12 protein-coding genes are annotated in these 17,367 nt (G+C 66.3%); 4 read left to right on the top strand and 8 right to left on the bottom strand.

All coding sequences use genetic code 11. From position 1 onward, the window contains the following. Positions 1-10 precede the first annotated feature (10 nt). Positions 11-1,429 (top strand): polysaccharide biosynthesis tyrosine autokinase, encoded by a 1,419-nt coding sequence (locus V9G04_13465; protein ID MEI2714263.1) that lies wholly within the window; start codon positions 11-13, stop codon positions 1,427-1,429. Here the strand turns inward: V9G04_13465 and V9G04_13460 are convergent. Then, positions 1,426-3,264: a DUF4012 domain-containing protein gene (locus V9G04_13460; protein MEI2714262.1), complete on the bottom strand. Its 1,839-nt coding sequence runs from the start codon at positions 3,262-3,264 to the stop codon at positions 1,426-1,428. The genes V9G04_13465 and V9G04_13460 overlap by 4 nt on opposite strands. 169 nt (positions 3,265-3,433) lie before the next feature. On the opposite strand from V9G04_13460, the gene cysD reads away from it, so the two are divergent. After that, complete coding sequence (gene cysD, locus V9G04_13455) at positions 3,434-4,357, top strand: sulfate adenylyltransferase subunit CysD (protein ID MEI2714261.1); 924 nt, start codon at positions 3,434-3,436, stop codon at positions 4,355-4,357. After that, positions 4,357-5,655, top strand: a complete 1,299-nt coding sequence (locus V9G04_13450; protein ID MEI2714260.1) for a GTP-binding protein — start codon at positions 4,357-4,359, stop codon at positions 5,653-5,655. Before cysD ends, V9G04_13450 begins: the two co-directional genes overlap by 1 nt. Positions 5,656-5,733: 78 nt before the next feature. Here V9G04_13450 and wecB (V9G04_13445) read toward each other — a convergent pair whose 3' ends face one another. Next, positions 5,734-6,885, bottom strand: a complete 1,152-nt coding sequence (gene wecB / locus V9G04_13445) for a UDP-N-acetylglucosamine 2-epimerase (non-hydrolyzing) (GenBank protein MEI2714259.1) — start codon at positions 6,883-6,885, stop codon at positions 5,734-5,736. 72 nt (positions 6,886-6,957) lie between these two features. Here wecB (V9G04_13445) and wecC point away from each other — a divergent pair, with 72 nt between their 5' ends. Next, a complete protein-coding gene (gene wecC / locus V9G04_13440) occupies positions 6,958-8,223 on the top strand; it encodes a UDP-N-acetyl-D-mannosamine dehydrogenase (protein ID MEI2714258.1) in 1,266 nt (421 codons plus the stop codon). Here the strand turns inward: wecC and V9G04_13435 are convergent. The 6 genes from V9G04_13435 to wecB (V9G04_13410) are packed head-to-tail and all read right to left on the bottom strand — an operon-like array spanning position 8,213 to position 17,335. Beyond that, positions 8,213-9,646 carry a hypothetical protein gene (locus V9G04_13435; protein ID MEI2714257.1) on the bottom strand — a complete coding sequence of 478 codons (1,434 nt, stop codon included), beginning with the start codon at positions 9,644-9,646 and terminating at the stop codon, positions 8,213-8,215. The two genes, wecC and V9G04_13435, sit on opposite strands and share 11 nt — an antisense overlap. Beyond that, positions 9,643-10,782 (bottom strand): glycosyltransferase, encoded by a 1,140-nt coding sequence (locus V9G04_13430; GenBank protein ID MEI2714256.1) that lies wholly within the window; start codon positions 10,780-10,782, stop codon positions 9,643-9,645. The genes V9G04_13435 and V9G04_13430 overlap by 4 nt, the downstream gene beginning before the upstream one ends. Continuing rightward, entirely contained in the window at positions 10,760-12,748 is a 1,989-nt protein-coding gene (locus V9G04_13425) for a heparinase II/III family protein (GenBank protein MEI2714255.1), read from the bottom strand. The genes V9G04_13430 and V9G04_13425 overlap by 23 nt, the downstream gene beginning before the upstream one ends. After that, positions 12,748-14,061, bottom strand: coding sequence for a polysaccharide biosynthesis C-terminal domain-containing protein (locus V9G04_13420; GenBank protein MEI2714254.1), 1,314 nt, complete (start codon positions 14,059-14,061; stop codon positions 12,748-12,750). Before V9G04_13420 ends, V9G04_13425 begins: the two co-directional genes overlap by 1 nt. After that, positions 14,058-16,181 carry a bi-domain-containing oxidoreductase gene (locus V9G04_13415; protein MEI2714253.1) on the bottom strand — a complete coding sequence of 708 codons (2,124 nt, stop codon included), beginning with the start codon at positions 16,179-16,181 and terminating at the stop codon, positions 14,058-14,060. The genes V9G04_13420 and V9G04_13415 overlap by 4 nt, the downstream gene beginning before the upstream one ends. Then, a complete protein-coding gene (wecB, locus tag V9G04_13410) occupies positions 16,178-17,335 on the bottom strand; it encodes a UDP-N-acetylglucosamine 2-epimerase (non-hydrolyzing) (protein MEI2714252.1) in 1,158 nt (385 codons plus the stop codon). The genes V9G04_13415 and wecB (V9G04_13410) overlap by 4 nt, the downstream gene beginning before the upstream one ends. Positions 17,336-17,367 lie beyond the last annotated feature (32 nt).

The following is a 17,367-nucleotide window of genomic DNA, read 5'->3' as shown; positions in this document are numbered from 1 at the left end:
GTGGCCGACGATGGAATTCAAGGACTACTGGCGGATCCTGCGAAATCACTGGCTGGGCGCGCTGTGCTGCGTGATCGCGACAGCCCTGCTGGCCTTGTCGTGGAGCCTTGCCCAGCCGAAGGTCTACGCGGCCGTCTCCACCGGCTTCGTCACCACCGGCACCGTCGGCGACGCCGGCCTGGAGAGCCTGGGTGACAGCCTGGCCAAGTCCCGGGTGAAGTCCTACGTCGTGCTCGCGACAGACCGCACCACATCTCAGATGGTGGCCAGCCGGCTCGGCCTGACAGATTCCCCTTCTCAACTCGCTGGCAGGATCGATATCGAGCAACCCCCCGACACGGTGAATCTGCAGATCACCGCGACAGGCCCCACCCCTCAGGAAGCCCAAGCCCTGGCTGACACGTGGGTGCAGGCCTTGGCCGACCGCGTACATCAGGTCGAGAACCGGGGCGGCTCCAAGCAGGAATCCACCATCAGCATCGAGCCGAGCGCCTCCGCCGAACTCCCCACCGCGCCGATCTCGCCGCAGCCGCTGCGCAATGCCCTGATCGGTGCTTTGCTCGGCGCCATCCTCGGCACCGCGTACGCGACGGGCCGCAACCAACTCGACCGTCGCATCCGGTCGTCGGAGCAGATCACCCGACTCGGCACCAGCACCGTGGCGAGCATCCCCGAGATCGCCGGTGTCGGCAGGAATCTGGGCATCGTGGCCACCGGCCGTGCCCAGGAGAAGTCGACTCAGGCCGCCGAAGGATTCCGCAAGCTCCGCACCAACATCTCCTACCTCGACGTGGACAACCCACCCCGGATCATCGTGGTGACCAGCCCCAGCCAAGGCGACGGCAAGTCCTCGGTGGCCGCGAATCTCTCGGCGGTGATCGCCGTCAGTGGCCAACCAGTCACGCTGATCGACGGCGATCTGCGCCGTCCCAGAGTTGCGAAGGCGCTGGACCTTCCCGGCGAGGTGGGCCTTACCGACGTGCTCGCAGCCCGGGTTTCCCTCGATGACGCGCTTCAGCAACACCCGACCCTGACCACACTTCGCGTACTTCCCGCGGGCAATCGGCCTCCCAACCCCAGCGAGTTGTTGGGCTCCAAAGCGATGCGCAAACTCCTGAGAGCGTTGTCTCGGACCAGCATGGTGATCGTGGACGCTCCGCCACTGCTGCCCGTCACCGACGCTGCGGTGCTCACCCGAGCCAGTGACGGGGCACTGGTCGTCGTCTCCGCCGGCCGGACCCTCGACACGCACCTCGAGGCGGCGCTCGACAACCTGACCAACGTGCAGGGACGGGTCCTAGGCGTCGTCCTCAACCGGGTGACCCGCCGGCGCACCACCTCGGACTACTACAAGCAGCAGTACTACTACAGGTACGACGAGGACCGTTCCCGCAGCCGCGGCCGGCGTGCTCGTACCGAAGCCGGCTAACGCTGCAGGGGCAGCGACCAGGAAGCGGACTGCTCCCAACGCTGCGAGACGTAGCGCAGCGTGTTCCCGCGGGCGCGCCAACCCTCGGGCAGGTGCTGGGCGGCGTACCCCTTCGGCACCCGGACGGACACGTCCAGTGCGGCCGGAGTAACCAGCCCCTGCGGATCGACCGAGAGCGAGTACACCAACTCGTCGCCCGAGACTCGCGCGGCGTCAGGCACCGTGTAGCGCATGCGCATGGTCGCGCTGGCTCCTGGCGCGAGGGTGAAGGACTGGCGCACGAAGGATTGGGTCCCAGTCCTGCCCACATGCGGGGTCGGCACCTGCTTGCCGTCCAGGCTCATCGACTCCAGGTGCATCCGCTCGGGCAGGAAGGCCGCAAGAGACAACCCGGCCCACCGCGTCTGATAACTGCGGATCCGCGGATCCGGTTCGGGACCAACGTAGGGCGGCGTGTCGTTGTGGACGACGATCTGGAGGTCGACCTCGGCCGACCCGTCGGCACGCAGGCGCACGTTCGAGGTGACATCGCGCCGTTGGTAGTAGTCGACCTTGGAGATGTTGGTGTTCTGGCTCTGCGCGGAGAAGTAGTCCCCACTCCCACCCTGGTGAAGATCGCCGGAGACCCCGAGTTCCTCGATCATCCTCTGCTCGCCCTCGGGGCGCAGGTACATCGCGAACTCACGCGCTCCCGCCGCCTGCCCCAACGCCAGGAACTTGTCGACGAAGTCGCCGCCGTCGAGCAGTCGGTCGGTGAAAGCGCTCGCGAGGAGTTGGTTGTTCGCCCTGCGCTGCTCGACGTCGGGATAGGTGTCGTAGCTTCCCGACACCGTCTTGACGAAGTTGTCCGCCGTCAGGGTTCCGTAGACCGCGTGCTCGATCGGATTGGTGACAGCCAGCAGCCGGGCCAGTGCCTGCGCATCCACCACGATCAGCCCGTCGTGGTCTGCACCCGATGCCACCTGCAGGCCTCGGAGGAACTCCTCTCCCGAGATCGACCAGTTCGGATTCAAGGTGGCGTTCTGCAGCGGCAGCGCCTCACCATTGCGGTGGAACACGTTGCCTTCGACCTTCGGCCAGCTCAGACCACGCGTCTCTGGCAACTCGGTCAGACTGCCGGCCTCCTCGACTCGAATGCGTCCGTCACGCGCGGTTACCCGAGTCCCTGTGAGCACGGCTCCCCCGGAGTAGCGCAACTCGGCGGGGTTGCTGATCATCACCATGTAGGAGCGGGGCCCAGAGGCGCCCAGCACATCGGGCAATCCGTCCATCATCGGCTGGAAGCGCTCGAACTTCGCTGCCGCAGGATCGATCTGGCGCTGGGCCCGGTCTCGGGCGTCGCGGATCTGGGCACCGAGGAAGGGAGCGTCACCCTCGACCTGCGCCAGTTCGTCACGAGCGCTGACGAGTTCGCCGCCCACCCGGTCGGCTTCCTTCAGGACCGAGTCGAGGAGCCCGAGGTCGATGTTGCGGTCCTCGACGAGTCCTCCGTCGTCCGACATGACCTGGGGATAGACCTCCACTGCCCCGCCGACCGCACTCGTGCTGGCCGCCATCGCGGCGACCAGATGGCGGGCATCTCGTACGCCACCGCCCACCACGGGCACCCACGACCAGACCCGCGCGCCGAGCCCCTCACTGGTCTCGGAGGCCTCGTCGGCGTACCTCTGCGCGGCGACCTGGTGGCGGCGCGCCACACGCAGATTGCCTGACTTCAGCGCCTCGACCGAACGTCTGAGCTCAGACTCTGCGTTGCGTGAATCACTGGCCAGCCCGCGCAGCGGAAGGGCCAACAAGACCAGCGCGACGCCGACCATCACCAAGCCCGCCAGCACCCACCGAAGAATGCGAGAACGGCGACGGCTCGGCGCGGCTGCGCGGCGACTACTTCGACTCATGGCGACTCGTTAACCCACTCCCCCCGAGACGTTCGTGCGATTCTCGCAGAACCAGGGCACACCGATAGCATGCAGGTCGGAGCAAAAGGAGAGGCATCCACCACAGATGAGTGCAGCGCCAGCAACCCACGCCGATTATCAGCTCAGCCAACTGGACCAACTCGAAGCCGAGTCGATCCACATCTTCCGCGAGGTCGCGGCCGAGTTCGAGAAGCCGGTCCTGATGTTCTCCGGCGGCAAGGACTCCATCGTCATGCTGCGACTGGCCGAGAAGGCCTTCCACCCGGCGAAGATCCCGTTCCCGGTCCTGCAGGTCGACACCGGACTCGACTTCGACGAGGTGCTGCAGACGCGCGACCGTTGGGTCGAGCGACTCGGCGTACGCCTGATCGTGGCCAGCGTCGACCAGGCGATCGCCGACGGCATCGTCACCGACGACGGCAAGACCAGCCGCAACCGACTCCAGATCGGCACCCTGCTCAACGCGATCGAGGAGAACGGCTTCACCGCCGCCTTCGGTGGCGGTCGCCGCGACGAGGAGAAGGCGCGCGCCAAGGAGCGGGTCTACTCCCACCGTGACGAGTTCGGTCAGTGGGACCCCAAGAACCAACGCCCCGAGTTGTGGAGCCTGTACAACGGCCGCCTGCACGAGGGCGAGCACATGCGGATCTTCCCGATCAGCAACTGGACCGAGCTCGACGTGTGGCACTACATCGGCCGCGAAGGCATCGAGATCCCGTCGATCTACTACTCGCACGAACGCGACGTGATCGCGCGTGACGGCATGCTGTTGTCCGCCTCCGAGGTGGTGCAGCCCAAGGGCAACGAGAAGATCGAGCGTCGCCGCGTCCGCTTCCGCACGGTGGGCGACAAGTCCCAGACCGGCTCGGTCGAGTCCGAGGCCGACACGATCGAGAAGATCATCGACGAGATCGCGATCGCCCGAGTGACCGAGCGAGGCGCCACCCGAGGCGACGACCGCTTCTCCGAAGCGGCGATGGAAGACCGCAAGAAGGAAGGCTACTTCTGATGGGCGAGATGGCTCAGCACACCCACGAGCACGAGGGCCGCGCCCCCATGGATCTGCTCCGTTTCGCCACGGCAGGTTCGGTGGATGACGGCAAGTCGACCCTGATCGGTCGCCTGCTGCTCGACTCCAAGTCGATCTTCGAGGACCAGTTGGAAGCCGTCGAGGCGTCCTCGCAGTCCAAGGGATACGACTACACCGATCTCGCGCTGCTGACCGACGGTCTGCGCTCCGAGCGCGAGCAGGGCATCACCATCGACGTGGCCTACCGCTACTTCGCGACGCCGACTCGCAAGTTCATCATCGCCGACACCCCGGGCCACATCCAGTACACCCGCAACATGGTGACCGGGGCGTCGACCGCCGACCTGGGCCTGGTTCTGGTGGACGCCCGCCACGGCCTCACCGAGCAGTCGCGTCGCCACGCGGTGCTGCTGTCGCTGCTGCGCGTGCCGCACCTGGTGTTGGCGATCAACAAGATGGATCTGGTCGACTACGACGAGTCGACGTACGAGCGGATCCACAACGAGTTCACGCAATTCGCCACGAAGTTGTCGATCCCGGACCTGGAGGTCATCCCGATCTCCGCTCTCCAGGGCGACAACGTCGTCGAGCGCAGCACCAACATGCCCTGGTACCACGGCCCGACACTCATGCATCACCTCGAGCACGTGCACGTGGCCTCCGACCGAGAACTCGTCGACACCCGCTTCCCGGTGCAGTACGTCGTACGCCCCAAGTCCGACGCCTACCACGACTACCGTGGGTACGCCGGTCAGGTCGCGGGCGGTGTGCTCAAGCCGGGCGACGAGGTCGTCGTGCTGCCGAGCGGCATGACCTCGACGATCGAGGGCATCGACCTGTTCGACAAGGAGATCACGGAGGCGTTCCCGCCGATGTCGGTCACCGTCCGTCTGGCCGACGACGTCGACGTCTCGCGCGGTGACATGATCGCGCGCGTCAAGAACGCACCGACCCCCAGCCAGGACATCGACGCGATGATCTGCTGGATGACCAACACGCCGCTGAAGCCGCGTCAGAAACTGGCGATCAAGCACACGACCCGCATGGGGCGCGCGATGGTCAAGGACATCCAATATCGCCTGGACATCAACACCTTGCACCGCGACCAGGAGAGCAACGAGTTGGGCCTCAACGAGATCGGTCGGGTGCAATTGCGCACCACGGTCCCGCTGCTGTGCGACCCGTACGCCAAGAACCGTACGACCGGTTCGTTCATCCTGATCGACGAAGCCACCGGCGTCACCGTCGGTGCCGGCATGATCAACAGCGGCAGCTGACTGCCGAGCGACTGCGTCAGCTCAGGCGCGGCGGGGCCGACGACTGCGGCCCCGCTTGCGTCGCACCTGGACGCGAGATCACGGCATTGTCGGGTCGAAGTCGGGCAGGCGAGTGCCCACACCCAGCATCTGGGCGATCGCTGCGGCCGACCTAGCCCCTGCCGCGCCGTCGCCATACGGGTTCACCGCGTTCGACATCTCCGCGTAGGCGGACTCATCGCAAAGCAACCGCGAGGCTTCTTCGAAGATCCTGGCGCCATCGGTGCCCACGAGCTTCACGGTTCCGGCATGGACGGCCTCAGGGCGTTCGGTGTCGTCTCGCATCACCAGGACCGGCTTGCCCAGTCCAGGCGCCTCCTCCTGCACACCGCCTGAATCCGTGATCACCAGATGCGAAGCACGAAGCAGCGAGGCGAACTGTGAATATTCCAGCGGCTCGGTAAGGATCACGTTGTCCGCCCCGGCGAAGGCCGGCTCCACGACTTCGCGCACCGCAGGGTTGCGATGCAGCGGCAGCACGAAGAGGTCGTCGGCCCACTGGTCGGCCAACTTTCGCAGCGCGCTCATCGACTCCTGCATCCGCGCGCCGAGAGACTCGCGGCGATGAGTGGTCATCAAGACGATGCGTCGACCACTCGCGATGGCCTGTGCGACCCGCTCGTCTTCTTGGTTGACCTCGCGTGCCGAGATCTCCAGGAGTGAGTCGATCACGGTGTTTCCGGTGACCGCGATGTCCTCGACGGGGATCTGCTCCGCCAACAGATTCTCGGCATTCATCCGCGTGGGCGCCAGATGCAGCGATGCCACCTGGGTCGTCAGCCGGCGATTGATCTCCTCGGGGAAGGGTGAGTAGCGCTTTCCGGTGCGCAGTCCGGCCTCGACATGGACCACCGGAATCTGTTGATAGAAGGCCGCCAGTCCGCCCGCGAACGTGCTCGACGTGTCACCCTGCACGATGATTACGTCGGGTCGTGCGGACTCCAAGATCGCGCTCAGCCGGTCGACGACCGTGGCGGTGATGTGCGCCAGGGTTTGGCGCGGCTTGCTGATGTCCAGGTCGTACGCGGGAACGATTGCGAACAACTCGTTCACCTGATCCAGCATTTCGCGGTGCTGGCCCGTCACGGCGACGATCGGCTCGATTCCCACTGCCCGAAGGCTGGGGATCAGCGGTGCCATCTTGATGGCCTCAGGCCGGGTTCCGTACACCAACAGCGCTGTCTTACCCACTGGTCATTCCTTCACGTTGACACCACTACGATGTGGAGCATAGTTCCGGCACCACCCAAAGGGATCATCACTGTGACGACTGTCTATGAACGCGGCATTGCCGTACTCGGTCTCGGTTACATCGGCTTGCCGACGGCTGCGATTCTTGCGACCCACGGGGTCCGCGTGATCGGTGTCGATGTCAACGAGTCGGTGGTGGACTCCGTCAGCCAGGGCAAGGTTCCTTTCGTGGAGCCCGACCTGGGCGCCGCCCTCAGCGGCGCCGTGGCCAACGGCAACCTCACCGCCACGACCGAGGTGCCGCAAGCCGATGGCTTCATCATCGCGGTGCCGACACCCATCCTGGCGGACAAGTCTGCCGACCTGTCCTACGTACGCTCTGCCGTCGAGGCGATCGCGCCGCGCCTGCGCGGGGGAGAGTTCGTGGTCCTGGAGTCCACCTCACCTCCCGGCACCTCACGCCAGATCGCTTCCTGGCTGCGCGACCTGCGCCCCGACCTGGTGGTGCCTGCGACCGGAGGTGAGACCAACGGGATCCACGTGGCACATTGCCCAGAGCGCGTGCTGCCCGGCCGAATCATGATCGAGTTGGTGACCAATGACCGGGTGGTCGGCGGCCTCACCCCCAAGTGCGCCGAATTGGCGGCCGACCTCTACCGGATCTTCTGCCAGGGCGAGATCGCCCTTACCGATGCCACCACGGCGGAGATGGTCAAACTCGCAGAGAACTCGTTCCGCGACGTCAACCTGGCCTACGCCAATGAACTGTCGGTCTTGTGCGACAAGTTGGAGATCGACGTCTGGGGCGTCATCGAGGCCGCCAACCGGCACCCCCGGGTCAACATCTTGAACCCCGGGCCCGGGGTCGGGGGCCACTGCATCGCGGTGGACCCGTGGTTCATCGTCGACGCCGCACCCGACGAGGCCAGGTTGATCCGCACCAGCCGGGAGATCAACGACGCCAAGCCCGAATGGGTGGTCGGCAAGGTGCTCGACGCCGTGGGCGGTAACACGGTGAGTCAGGTTGCCTGCCTGGGTCTGGCCTTCAAGGCCGACGTCGACGACCTGCGAGAAAGCCCGGCGATCGAGGTCGTCGAACGCATCTCGAAGGCACTACCCGACGCCTCGATCCTGGTGGTCGAACCGCACGTCACCACGCTGCCCAAGTCCTTGGAGGGGCTGGCCAACGTACGCCTTGTGGACACCGCGGAGATCGCGGATGCCGACGCGGTTGTGCTGCTGGTCGACCACCGACAGTTCGGCGAATTGGACCCCCGGTCATTCACCGGCACCGTGATCGACACGCGCGGCCAGTGGCGACACCTGCTCAACGCCTGAGCGATCCTGCTCTCTGCACCCCGGCGGGCACCCTGCGGGGCACGCCGCGATGGTCGAGTTCGGCCGGTTCTGCGTCGGGGTCGGCCGATTCTGGCGGTCGCTTCTTCACGAAGACGTGATAGAGCCGGTTGAGGAGCCACAAGGTGAACGGTCCGGCCAGCAGGATCGTGTACGGGTCGATCAGGAACATGCATCGATAACCCAAGGCCGACATGATCACCACCGTCGCGACATCACGTCTGGATCGGATCAAGCCTCGAATGGTGATGATCTGGGCCAGGAAGCCCATGCCGAAGGGGATGCCGAGCAAGCCCACCGTGCCGAAGTTGTAGTAGTAGGAACCCCACGGGTCCAACGGGTTGTTGCCGTTGGGGTTGCCGTAGATGAGGTAGTAGACGCGCACGTCGAAGGGCATCCCCTCCACCTGGGAGCCCGGCAGCACGATCTTCAACTGTTCGACCCACTGGTCACCGTTGACCGGGATCTCACTCTGCAGAGCCTTGAGCGCCACCATCTGGGTGCGCGAGTAGTCACCGCCGACTCGGTCCCACACACCCACTGTGGCTGCTTCGGCGAAGCTCATCTCGCGACCATCGCGCATGTTGCGCCCCTGGAGCGCCGTTACCAGCGCGAAGGACAACCCCAACGCCACGACGATGCCGATGGTCGCGCCACGCGACATCCTGAATTTGCGCGGTAGCGGACTGGAGCCGTGGCCGACCATGAGACCCAGCAGGAGCAGCAGGGCGAGGATGTAAGTACGCCCACCTTGGACGGTCACGAAGTAGACGCTGGCCGCGAGCAGACCCCAAGCGGCAACGCGCAGTCCGGCCGAGCGCCGGATCTTGCCCTCCAGCCACAGGTACACCACAAGGGTCGGCAAGATGATGGCGATGAACTGGACCGCATAGCCGGCCGCGCGGTAGGTGGACTTGGCGTCCGACCGCAGACCCGAGAACGTCGCACTGTCTACCTGTGAGCCGGAGATGATCGCACCCAACTGGCTGAACAGGGTGTTGTAACCGACGGAGCGGTAGTAGAGGAATCCGACCGCGAGGGACAGCAACACCAAGAACCAGACGAGTGCCCAGGTCATCGACGTCGAGGCGGTCGTGTCAAGTGGGCTGTCGCGCCATCGTTTGATCTCTTGTGCGGGCTTGAAGCCCTCGAGGAGATTCGCGACCACGCCGCCGAGCACGAACGACAAGAAGGCCAGGCTTACCAGGATCGGCCAGTCTTCTCGAAATGGCACCGTGCGCATCGACTCGACCGCGACCCCGATGACATTGAACGATTGATAGAGCAAGAAGGCCAGGGGGGCGGTGATCAGGAACTGCCGCCCACTGAGCGAGAGCCACGCGATGATGACACCCACGAGCCAGATCGCCAGCGCGGCACCGGAGGGGCTAACCAACCAACTCATCGAGCAACTCCGGCAGAATCGAGAACGTTGTCCATCGCAGCGGACATCTCCTGCCAAGAATACAGCGAATCGTAGGCCTTCCTGGCCGCGTCACACATCGCGGCGTACTCGTCAGGTCCCGCAGACCTGAGGTCTGCCAATGCTGTAGCCAGTTCGGTCACCCGCGCGAATGGAATCCGGATCGCGCAGTCGTCGAATTCCGGCCCCGCTGTCATCAGGACTTCTGCGTTGGTGACGATCGGGCGACCGAGAGCGAGTGCCTCGGCGATCTTGTTGGGGGCGGCCATCTGGTTGATCGGCCGCGTGGGCGCATAGATGGCGGCAATGAAATCCGCCGCCCGCATCTGATCGAGCGAGTCTGCATAGTTGACGTAGCCCAGATACGTGGCACGACTCTCCCGCACTCTCTGGGTGAGTTCTTCATCGCCGCTTCCCGCGATCACGACCTCGACCAGGCCCGCGTGTGCGTCGGCGAGATCGATCAGTTCCTGGACGCCGCGACCGGCATCGATCCATCCCGCATAGAGGATCCGAATGGGACGCTGGCCGAAATCCGGGTTGGGGAGCGTCACGTCCAACGGCTCGGGCGCGTTGCGGACCACCTCGATGCGCTCTCGACACCACCGCGGAAGGGCATCCCTGCGGAACGGTTCCGGCACGAGCGCCACGGTGCTGGCGCGAACGGCCAGACCCTCCAGGCGATTGAGCACCGCCCGGACCGGGCCGGGCAGATTGTATCGATCGGCGTAGTTGTCGTGGACGTTGTAGATCACCCGGGCGCGCGAGACCAGCCGCCACAGCAGCGCCGCGGGGGCGGCCTCCAGATCGGAGGCATGGACGACCCTGGGACGGATCTTCAACAAGACCCTGAACACGGCGAAATTGAAGGCGAGCAAGCCGTACACGTACTGGGCTGCGCCTTTGCCGTTCAGGTTGGGCAGGAGCGGGCCGACTCGTCGCAGTGTCGTGTCGTCCTCCCACATCTCCCGTGCGGCCAAGCCCGGCTCTCGGTGCGCACCTACGTAGGTCGTACGCCAACCCCTGTCCTTGGCGGCGTGGATCATCCGTGCGACCCTCGGCACGGGTTGCGCAAGCATGCGAACGAAGACGATGTCACGCTTTCCCATGGTGTTCATCTCTCCATTCGAAAGTAGTCTGCGACCGACTCGGCAACTCGCCCTCGGCTCTCACTCGCAGCACGCGGGCCAGGACCCGGGAACCGTAGGCAGCAGAGAACCAATAGTCGTCGCAGGTGATTGTCACCGGCCCCGCGTGCTGCACCAGCATCGAGGCGCACACGAGTCCCGACTCCACCTCCAGGATGTCCCAGTGTGAGTCCGTCCGGGGCTTCGCGTCGAGGCCCGGTGCGAGATGCCACGACCAGTGCAGCCCCCGCCGGCCCTCGCCCTTGAGGCTGTCCACGATGGTGGCGACAGTTCCGGTCTCGTCACACGACAACGTGCGCTCGTACGCCACCGGACGCTCGCCTCTCGACCAGCCGTCGTGACCCGCGACCAAGCCGGAGCCGTCGCTCGCGATCCGCAATGACCCGCTGGTGTTGATCGAGACAGTAGGCATCACCGAGCCTTCGATCGCGGGCGACGGATCATCTCCCTCGACCAGCAGCATGTTGTGCTGGGCGGCAGCCAGCTCGTGGAGCCTCGCCGACCGTGAGTAGGTGTAGGTCCACGTACCCGGATCGACCAGAAGGTCACGACCGCCCAGGCGCAGAACCGGCGAGGTGAGATCACTGTGGTCATGGCCTCCGCGCCCGCCGAGCCCCGGAGCTCCGGCTCGGACGACCAGGTGGGCACTTCCGCGTTGCAGAACGCCGAACCCATCGACCGTGGCCACCTCCGTCGCGACCGGCGCGGTCTGCTCAGCAGGCCCGCGATCGGCGTACGGGATCGCGAGCATCCAGGCCACGGCGGGCAGGCACGCAGTCTCCGCCTGGGATCCGACCGCGCGAGCCAACTCCCTCACGCGGCGGGGATCGTTGGAGGGGTCGTCCGCGACGACCAGGAACTCTCCCGAGTCGCAGTCCCCGATCAGCGGCAGCGTTGCGCCACCGGCCAGCATCTGGCAGACGTCGGCTGCTCGTAACGCGATCGACCTGACGTCTGGCGGCACCCCAAGTCCGAACCGGTCACACTCGGCGACGGTGAGCAGCACCAACTCGGTCATGTAGCGGTGATAGTTGGTGGCGAACTCGAAGTGCATCCCGTCCGGCGCGAACTGCGCGCGAACCTCGGCGAAGAATCTCTCGGCGTCGCGCCGGGTGGTGCCTTTGACGTCACCCTGACCGAGCACCAGGGCGAGTTGGAGCGTCACACCCAGATCGACCAGGTAGTGGTTGCCCGAGATGTCGCTGCGCTCGGGGTGACGGCGCAGGAAGTCCAGATGCTCCTGCAGCATGGTCGCCGCGTCGGACTTTTCGGCTTCACCCAACTCCGGCCACACCATCGCGAATGTGGCCACCAGGTTCATCCCCCGGATCGCCACTTCCATGGCGCACGACCACGCGACTCCCAACCCGACGGGGTTCGCTGCGCGCCACTGCTTCAGCACGCCACGGGTCTGGTCGACGTACGCCTGCTCGCCGGTCAACAGGTGGGCCTGCGCCAGGTTGGTCACGAACTGCAGGCGGTTGAGCTCCCACGGGACCTTGATGTCCCCGTGGAGATCGCCCGGCACCAGGGGCAACTGGAGGCCGGGGCCGTCGCCCCACTCCACACCATGAGCCGCGTCGAGGCTCCAGTTGATCGGCGCTCCGAAGTCGAGCTCTCCGAACCCCAGGACCTGGACGCGCCCGGCTTTGGCGGCCTGGGCCCGCGCGAGCACCCAGTCGAGATGGGCACGGTCGGCGAGGCTGGTGGCCACCGGCGCGTACGCACGCGCGAACGGGTCACAGGCGCGGAGAAAGGCCCGGGACGGGGACGACGGACTCGTACCCGAATCTGCGGCACGGGCGTAGCGCCGCGACCAGAGCCGACTGATGGCGGCCTCACGCACCTTCCACGCCAAGAACGAGGCGGGCGCCTCCCTGATCCGGCGGATTCGCCGGACGTACGGGGAGGCCACGTGTGCTATCCGTGCGCGCATCACCGCTCCGTTTCGACAAGTTGGATCTCACGATTGGTGACATGCCTTGCGGCCAGGAAGTGACCACTGGACCGGACCAGCATCCCCAAAGTCGCTCCGACCGCGACTCCCATCGGACCCCACACGGGGAACAGCGCGAACATCAGGGCCACGGCAACGACGGCACCGAGCCACGAGCAGCGGGCCGCGAGGCGTTGCTGCCCGAAGGCGATCAGCAGTTCGGCCCCCGGCCCGACGAAGGACGACACCAGGCGACCCACGGCCAACACAGCGAGCCAGCCAGCCGCGACTCCCGAGCCCGGCACGAACGCCTCCAGGATCGGCTCACCCAGGAGCCACAAGCCAAGGCACAAGGCGGTCCCCATCGCTCCGGAGAGCATGCTGGCCTGTCGATACTGCTTCCAGGCACCCCCGGGGTCACCCTCGGCCACGAGGCGACCCAGGATCGGCGCCTCCCGAGGGATCAGCCCACCCAGCGCCAAGGTCACCACGAGGGCGAGCCGGGAGGCCGCGGCGTACGCGCCTGCTGAGGAGTCGAGGGCCAGCAGCCCGATCACGATGATGTCGCCTTGCGTGAGCACCAGTGAGGCCACGGCGTTGGATACCGCCTGCAGGCCGGAGCGGATCCAACCGCGTACGGCCGACGGCAACGAACCCAGGCGGCCCGAGCTCGCACCCGGGATCCGCGGTCGACAGACGCCGAACGCGATGAGCACGTTGCCCACTGCCACACACGCCCCGGCCCACGGCAAGGTGACCGTCACACCGGACACGAGCAGCGCGATCAGCAGGAGCACCGACAACCCCGTACTGAGTCCGGGTGCGAACAGGACGGCGTTGCCGCCCCCGAGTTGCAGTGCCTGACCGCGCCTGGCCAAGAGCAGTCCGACGCTCGGCACGACCAGGGCCAAGGACAGTCCGAGCCCCGGCGCCTCCAGCCCGATGAGCGGTTGCAGCAAGGCGACCGCTCCCGCGAGCACCAAGCCCAACAGCACCGCCAGCCCCGAGGTCAAGGCGAGATACCACCGGACCTGTTGCGCCTCACCAGCACGAATCAGATCCGCCACATACCGGTTGCCGACCTCGGGAAGACCCAACGGCGCGATCGAGCCGAGCAGCAGCCCCAGCGTCATCATCAGCGCGTAGTCACCGAAGAACGCCAGTGACGAGCCCCGGGCCACCGCGGAGTCCAGCAGGTACCGCGTCGCCACGGCGGCCACCACGCTGCCCAGGGCGGCCCACCGGGCCGTACGCACGACCACCGTCGGCACGGAGTCCGATCCGTCGCCCCGCTGGGAACGGATCTCGCTCACGCGAGCTTGACCGGCTCCACGTCGACACGCCGGCCATCAGCCAAGGACGCGATCGCGGCGATCATGGTCTGCGCCGTACTCAGGCTGACTTGGAGGTGTCGCGGGTCGCGGTTGGTCGCGCGCAGTTGCTCACGGAACGTCCGCAGCCCGTCAGCGTGGCCCTTGCCGGTCCCGACACCGGTCACCGCTTCGCCGTCACAGGTCATCGTCTTGAAGTCATCGATGATGACCGTGTGGCCCCGCCCCATGATCTCGATGCGTTCCTTGGGCGTACTGGAGTGCGCGTCGGTGATGTATTCGATCGTGCTGGTGGCACCGTTCGCGTACCCCACCATCAAGGTCACGTCCTCCTGCAACACCGTGCTCGCGTCCGAGCGGCCCAAGGCGGTCACTGAGACCGGCTCGGCCCCGATCAGCCACGTCGAGGTGTCGACGAAGTGGCACACCTCGCCCAACAACCGCCCGCCCTGGCGGGGATCCTTGAGCCAGTGGGTGTCGGGCAGCGCCCCCGCAGAGACTCGGTAGTGCACCGTCATCGGCGTGGTCCCCTGACCGAGCAACGACTTCGCACGAGTGACCATCTCGCTGTAGCGACGGTTGAAGCCCAGCCAGAGCAGTCCCGGGTTCTCGCCGAGCGCTTCGACGACCTCGTCGAACTCGGCCTCGTCGATCGCGAGCGGCTTCTCGCAGTAGACGTTCTTGCCGGCTGTCAGGCCTTGGACGGCCAGACGTGCGTGGCTGTCGTGGCGGGTGGCGATGAAGACGGTGTCCACGTCGTCGCGGGCGATCACCGCGTCGGCGTCCGAGCTCACCTCGGGGATGCCCGCGCGCTTGGCCAACGCCGTCGCGGAGAGTCCTCCGGAGGAGGCCACGACGTTGATCTGCCCCCACCCGGTCGACTGCATGGCCGGCAACAGGGTCGACCCCACGAAGTCGCCGGTGCCGATCAGTGCCACGCCACCGGGCGTACGAGCGCCGGCACCCACCTTGACGGTCTTCGCCCGGTCGGTCTCCCGGTCGTAGGTGAACTGGATCGCCAGGATGTCGCGGTTGGTGCTGAGAGTCTCGTACGCGTCGACCGCGTCGGCGATCGGGAAGGTCTTGGACACCAGGTCGCTGACCTGGAGGCGCCGGCGCGCGACCAGGTCGAGGTAGGCCGCGATGTTCGTCCGTTGCGTACGCGGCACGTAGCCGACCGGGTAGTCCAGTGCTTGCGCCTCGAAGCGAGGGTCGTAGCGACCCGGGCCGTACGAGCGGGCGAAGCGCAGGTCCACCTCCTTGACGTAGAAGGGCGTACGGTCGATGTCCAGGCCGACGTCCCCGACGACGATCACCCGACCGCGTTCACGGACCCGCTCGACGCCACGCATGACCGGCTCCGAGCTCGCAGTGGACGCGGTGATCACGACGGCGTCGGCGAGCCGACCGCCGGTCAGGTCACGGATCGCCTGGGTGGTCGCGTCACCACTCTCCACGATCGCGAGAGCACCGTGCTGCTCGGCCAAAGCCACTACTCCGGCCTGGGGGTCGATCCCGATGACCTTCAAACCGGCGGCGACGGCCAGTCGCGCGGTCAGTTGCCCGACCAGACCCAGTCCGGCGACCACGACCGTGTCGCCCAGCATCAGCCCCGACTGGTGCAGGCCGTGCATCGCGATCGCGGCCACGGCGCCGAAGGCGGCCTCCTCGTCGGTCACGGCATCGGGCACCGGCACCGCCAGCAACCCGGGTACGACCTGCATCTCGGCATGTCCTACCGAGGCGGTGGCGACCCTCGTGCCGGGGGCGAGCAACGGGGCGTGCTCACCGCACGCGACGACGACTCCGGCGGCGGAGTAGCCCAGTGGTGTGACCGCGTCGAGTTTGTCCCGAACGGCGGTGAAGGTCTTGCGCAGCCCGTCGGACTTCACCCGGTTGAGCACCTGCTTGACCAGGTCGGGCCGCTTCTGCGCCTTCTTGAGGAGGGAGGACTGGGCGAGTTCGCGAAGCGCCCGCTCAGTGCCCGACGACACCAACGACCGAGTGGTCTCGACCAGTACGTCGGTCGGGCCCGCGTCCGGAGCCGGCACGTCCAGCACGGACAGGGTGCCCTTGCCGGTTGACTGCACTACTTGCTTCATGATTCTCCGTTTCGGTCGGCGGTCGCCGAATCGCGGTTGACCCGCACGCCGGACCACACATGGTTTCGTGACGCGGTGGAGACGATGAACCGCACCACCCTGTTGCTCGTGTCCGAGATCTCGTACCCGGCGGGCATCGAGGAGCTGACCGCACCGTCAGCCATCGCCAGACCGACAGCCGCGACGACGTCGTCACGGTTGAGTCCGGTCATGATGATCGACCCGGAGTCGAGTGCCTCCGGGCGTTCGATCGAGTCCCGCAACGTGATTGCGGGGAATCCCAGGATCGAGGACTCCTCCGAGATGGTGCCGGAGTCGGAGAGCACGCATGCGGCTTTCAGCTGCAGGTGGTTGTAGTCGTGGAAGCCGAAGGGTTCGAGCCACCTGACGTCGCCCTCGACCGCGCGCCCGAGCGCCTCGAGGCGCTTGCGGGTCCGCGGATGGGTCGACACCACGATCGGTAGCTGCCAGCGATCCCAGACCGCGCCCAGGCAGTCGAGCAGCATGCCGAGCCGCTCCGGAGAGTCGACGTTCTCCTCACGGTGCGCGCTGACCAGGAAGTAGCCCCCCTCGGTGAGGTCCAGACGCGACAAGATGTCGGAACCTTCGATCTCGGCGGTGAACTTCTCCAGCACTTCTCGCATCGGCGAGCCAGTCACGATGATGCGGCGTGGGTGCAGGCCCTCGGCGAGCAGATTGCGGCGGGCGTGCTCGGTGTAGGCCAGGTTGAAGTCCGCGACGTGGTCGACGAGCCGGCGGTTGGTCTCCTCCGGCACGTTCTCGTCAAAGCAGCGGTTGCCGGCTTCCATGTGATACGTCGCGATCTTCATCCGCTTGGCCATCAGGGTGGCGATGCACGAGTTCGTGTCACCGAGGACGAGGACCGCGTCCGGTCGCTCTGCGAGCAACACCTTCTCGGTCTCCGCGAGGACACCGCCCAGAACGGCGCCAAGGCTGGCCGTGTCCACTCCGAGGTAGTGGTCGGGCTGGCGCAATTGCAGATCGTCGAAGAACACTTGATTCAACTGATGGTCATAGTTCTGGCCGGTGTGGACCAGGACGTGCTCGATTCCCTCGGTCGCGTCCAGTCGCGCCATCACCCGAGCGAGCCGGATGATCTCGGGACGCGTCCCGACGATCGTCATCACCTTCATGGGCGTCATCCTCTCAGCCCGGCGGCCCTGCG

Source organism: Nocardioides sp. (assembly GCA_037045645.1).
GTDB lineage: Bacteria > Actinomycetota > Actinomycetes > Propionibacteriales > Nocardioidaceae > Nocardioides.
This window is presented reverse-complemented; position numbering and strand designations above follow the sequence as displayed.

Bases quoted from the DNA above. Each gene is read 5' to 3' on its own strand.
- V9G04_13435 (MEI2714257.1), bottom strand. From the start codon at position 9,646: ATGAGTTGGTTGGTTAGCCCCTCCGGTGCCGCGCTGGCGATCTGGCTC.
- V9G04_13465 (MEI2714263.1), top strand. From the start codon at position 11: ATGGAATTCAAGGACTACTGGCGGATCCTGCGAAATCACTGGCTGGGC.
- V9G04_13415 (MEI2714253.1), bottom strand. From the start codon at position 16,181: ATGAAGCAAGTAGTGCAGTCAACCGGCAAGGGCACCCTGTCCGTGCTG.
- V9G04_13430 (MEI2714256.1), bottom strand. From the start codon at position 10,782: ATGAACACCATGGGAAAGCGTGACATCGTCTTCGTTCGCATGCTTGCG.
- V9G04_13450 (MEI2714260.1), top strand. From the start codon at position 4,357: ATGGGCGAGATGGCTCAGCACACCCACGAGCACGAGGGCCGCGCCCCC.
- wecB (MEI2714252.1), bottom strand. From the start codon at position 17,335: ATGAAGGTGATGACGATCGTCGGGACGCGTCCCGAGATCATCCGGCTC.
- cysD (MEI2714261.1), top strand. From the start codon at position 3,434: ATGAGTGCAGCGCCAGCAACCCACGCCGATTATCAGCTCAGCCAACTG.
- V9G04_13425 (MEI2714255.1), bottom strand. From the start codon at position 12,748: ATGCGCGCACGGATAGCACACGTGGCCTCCCCGTACGTCCGGCGAATC.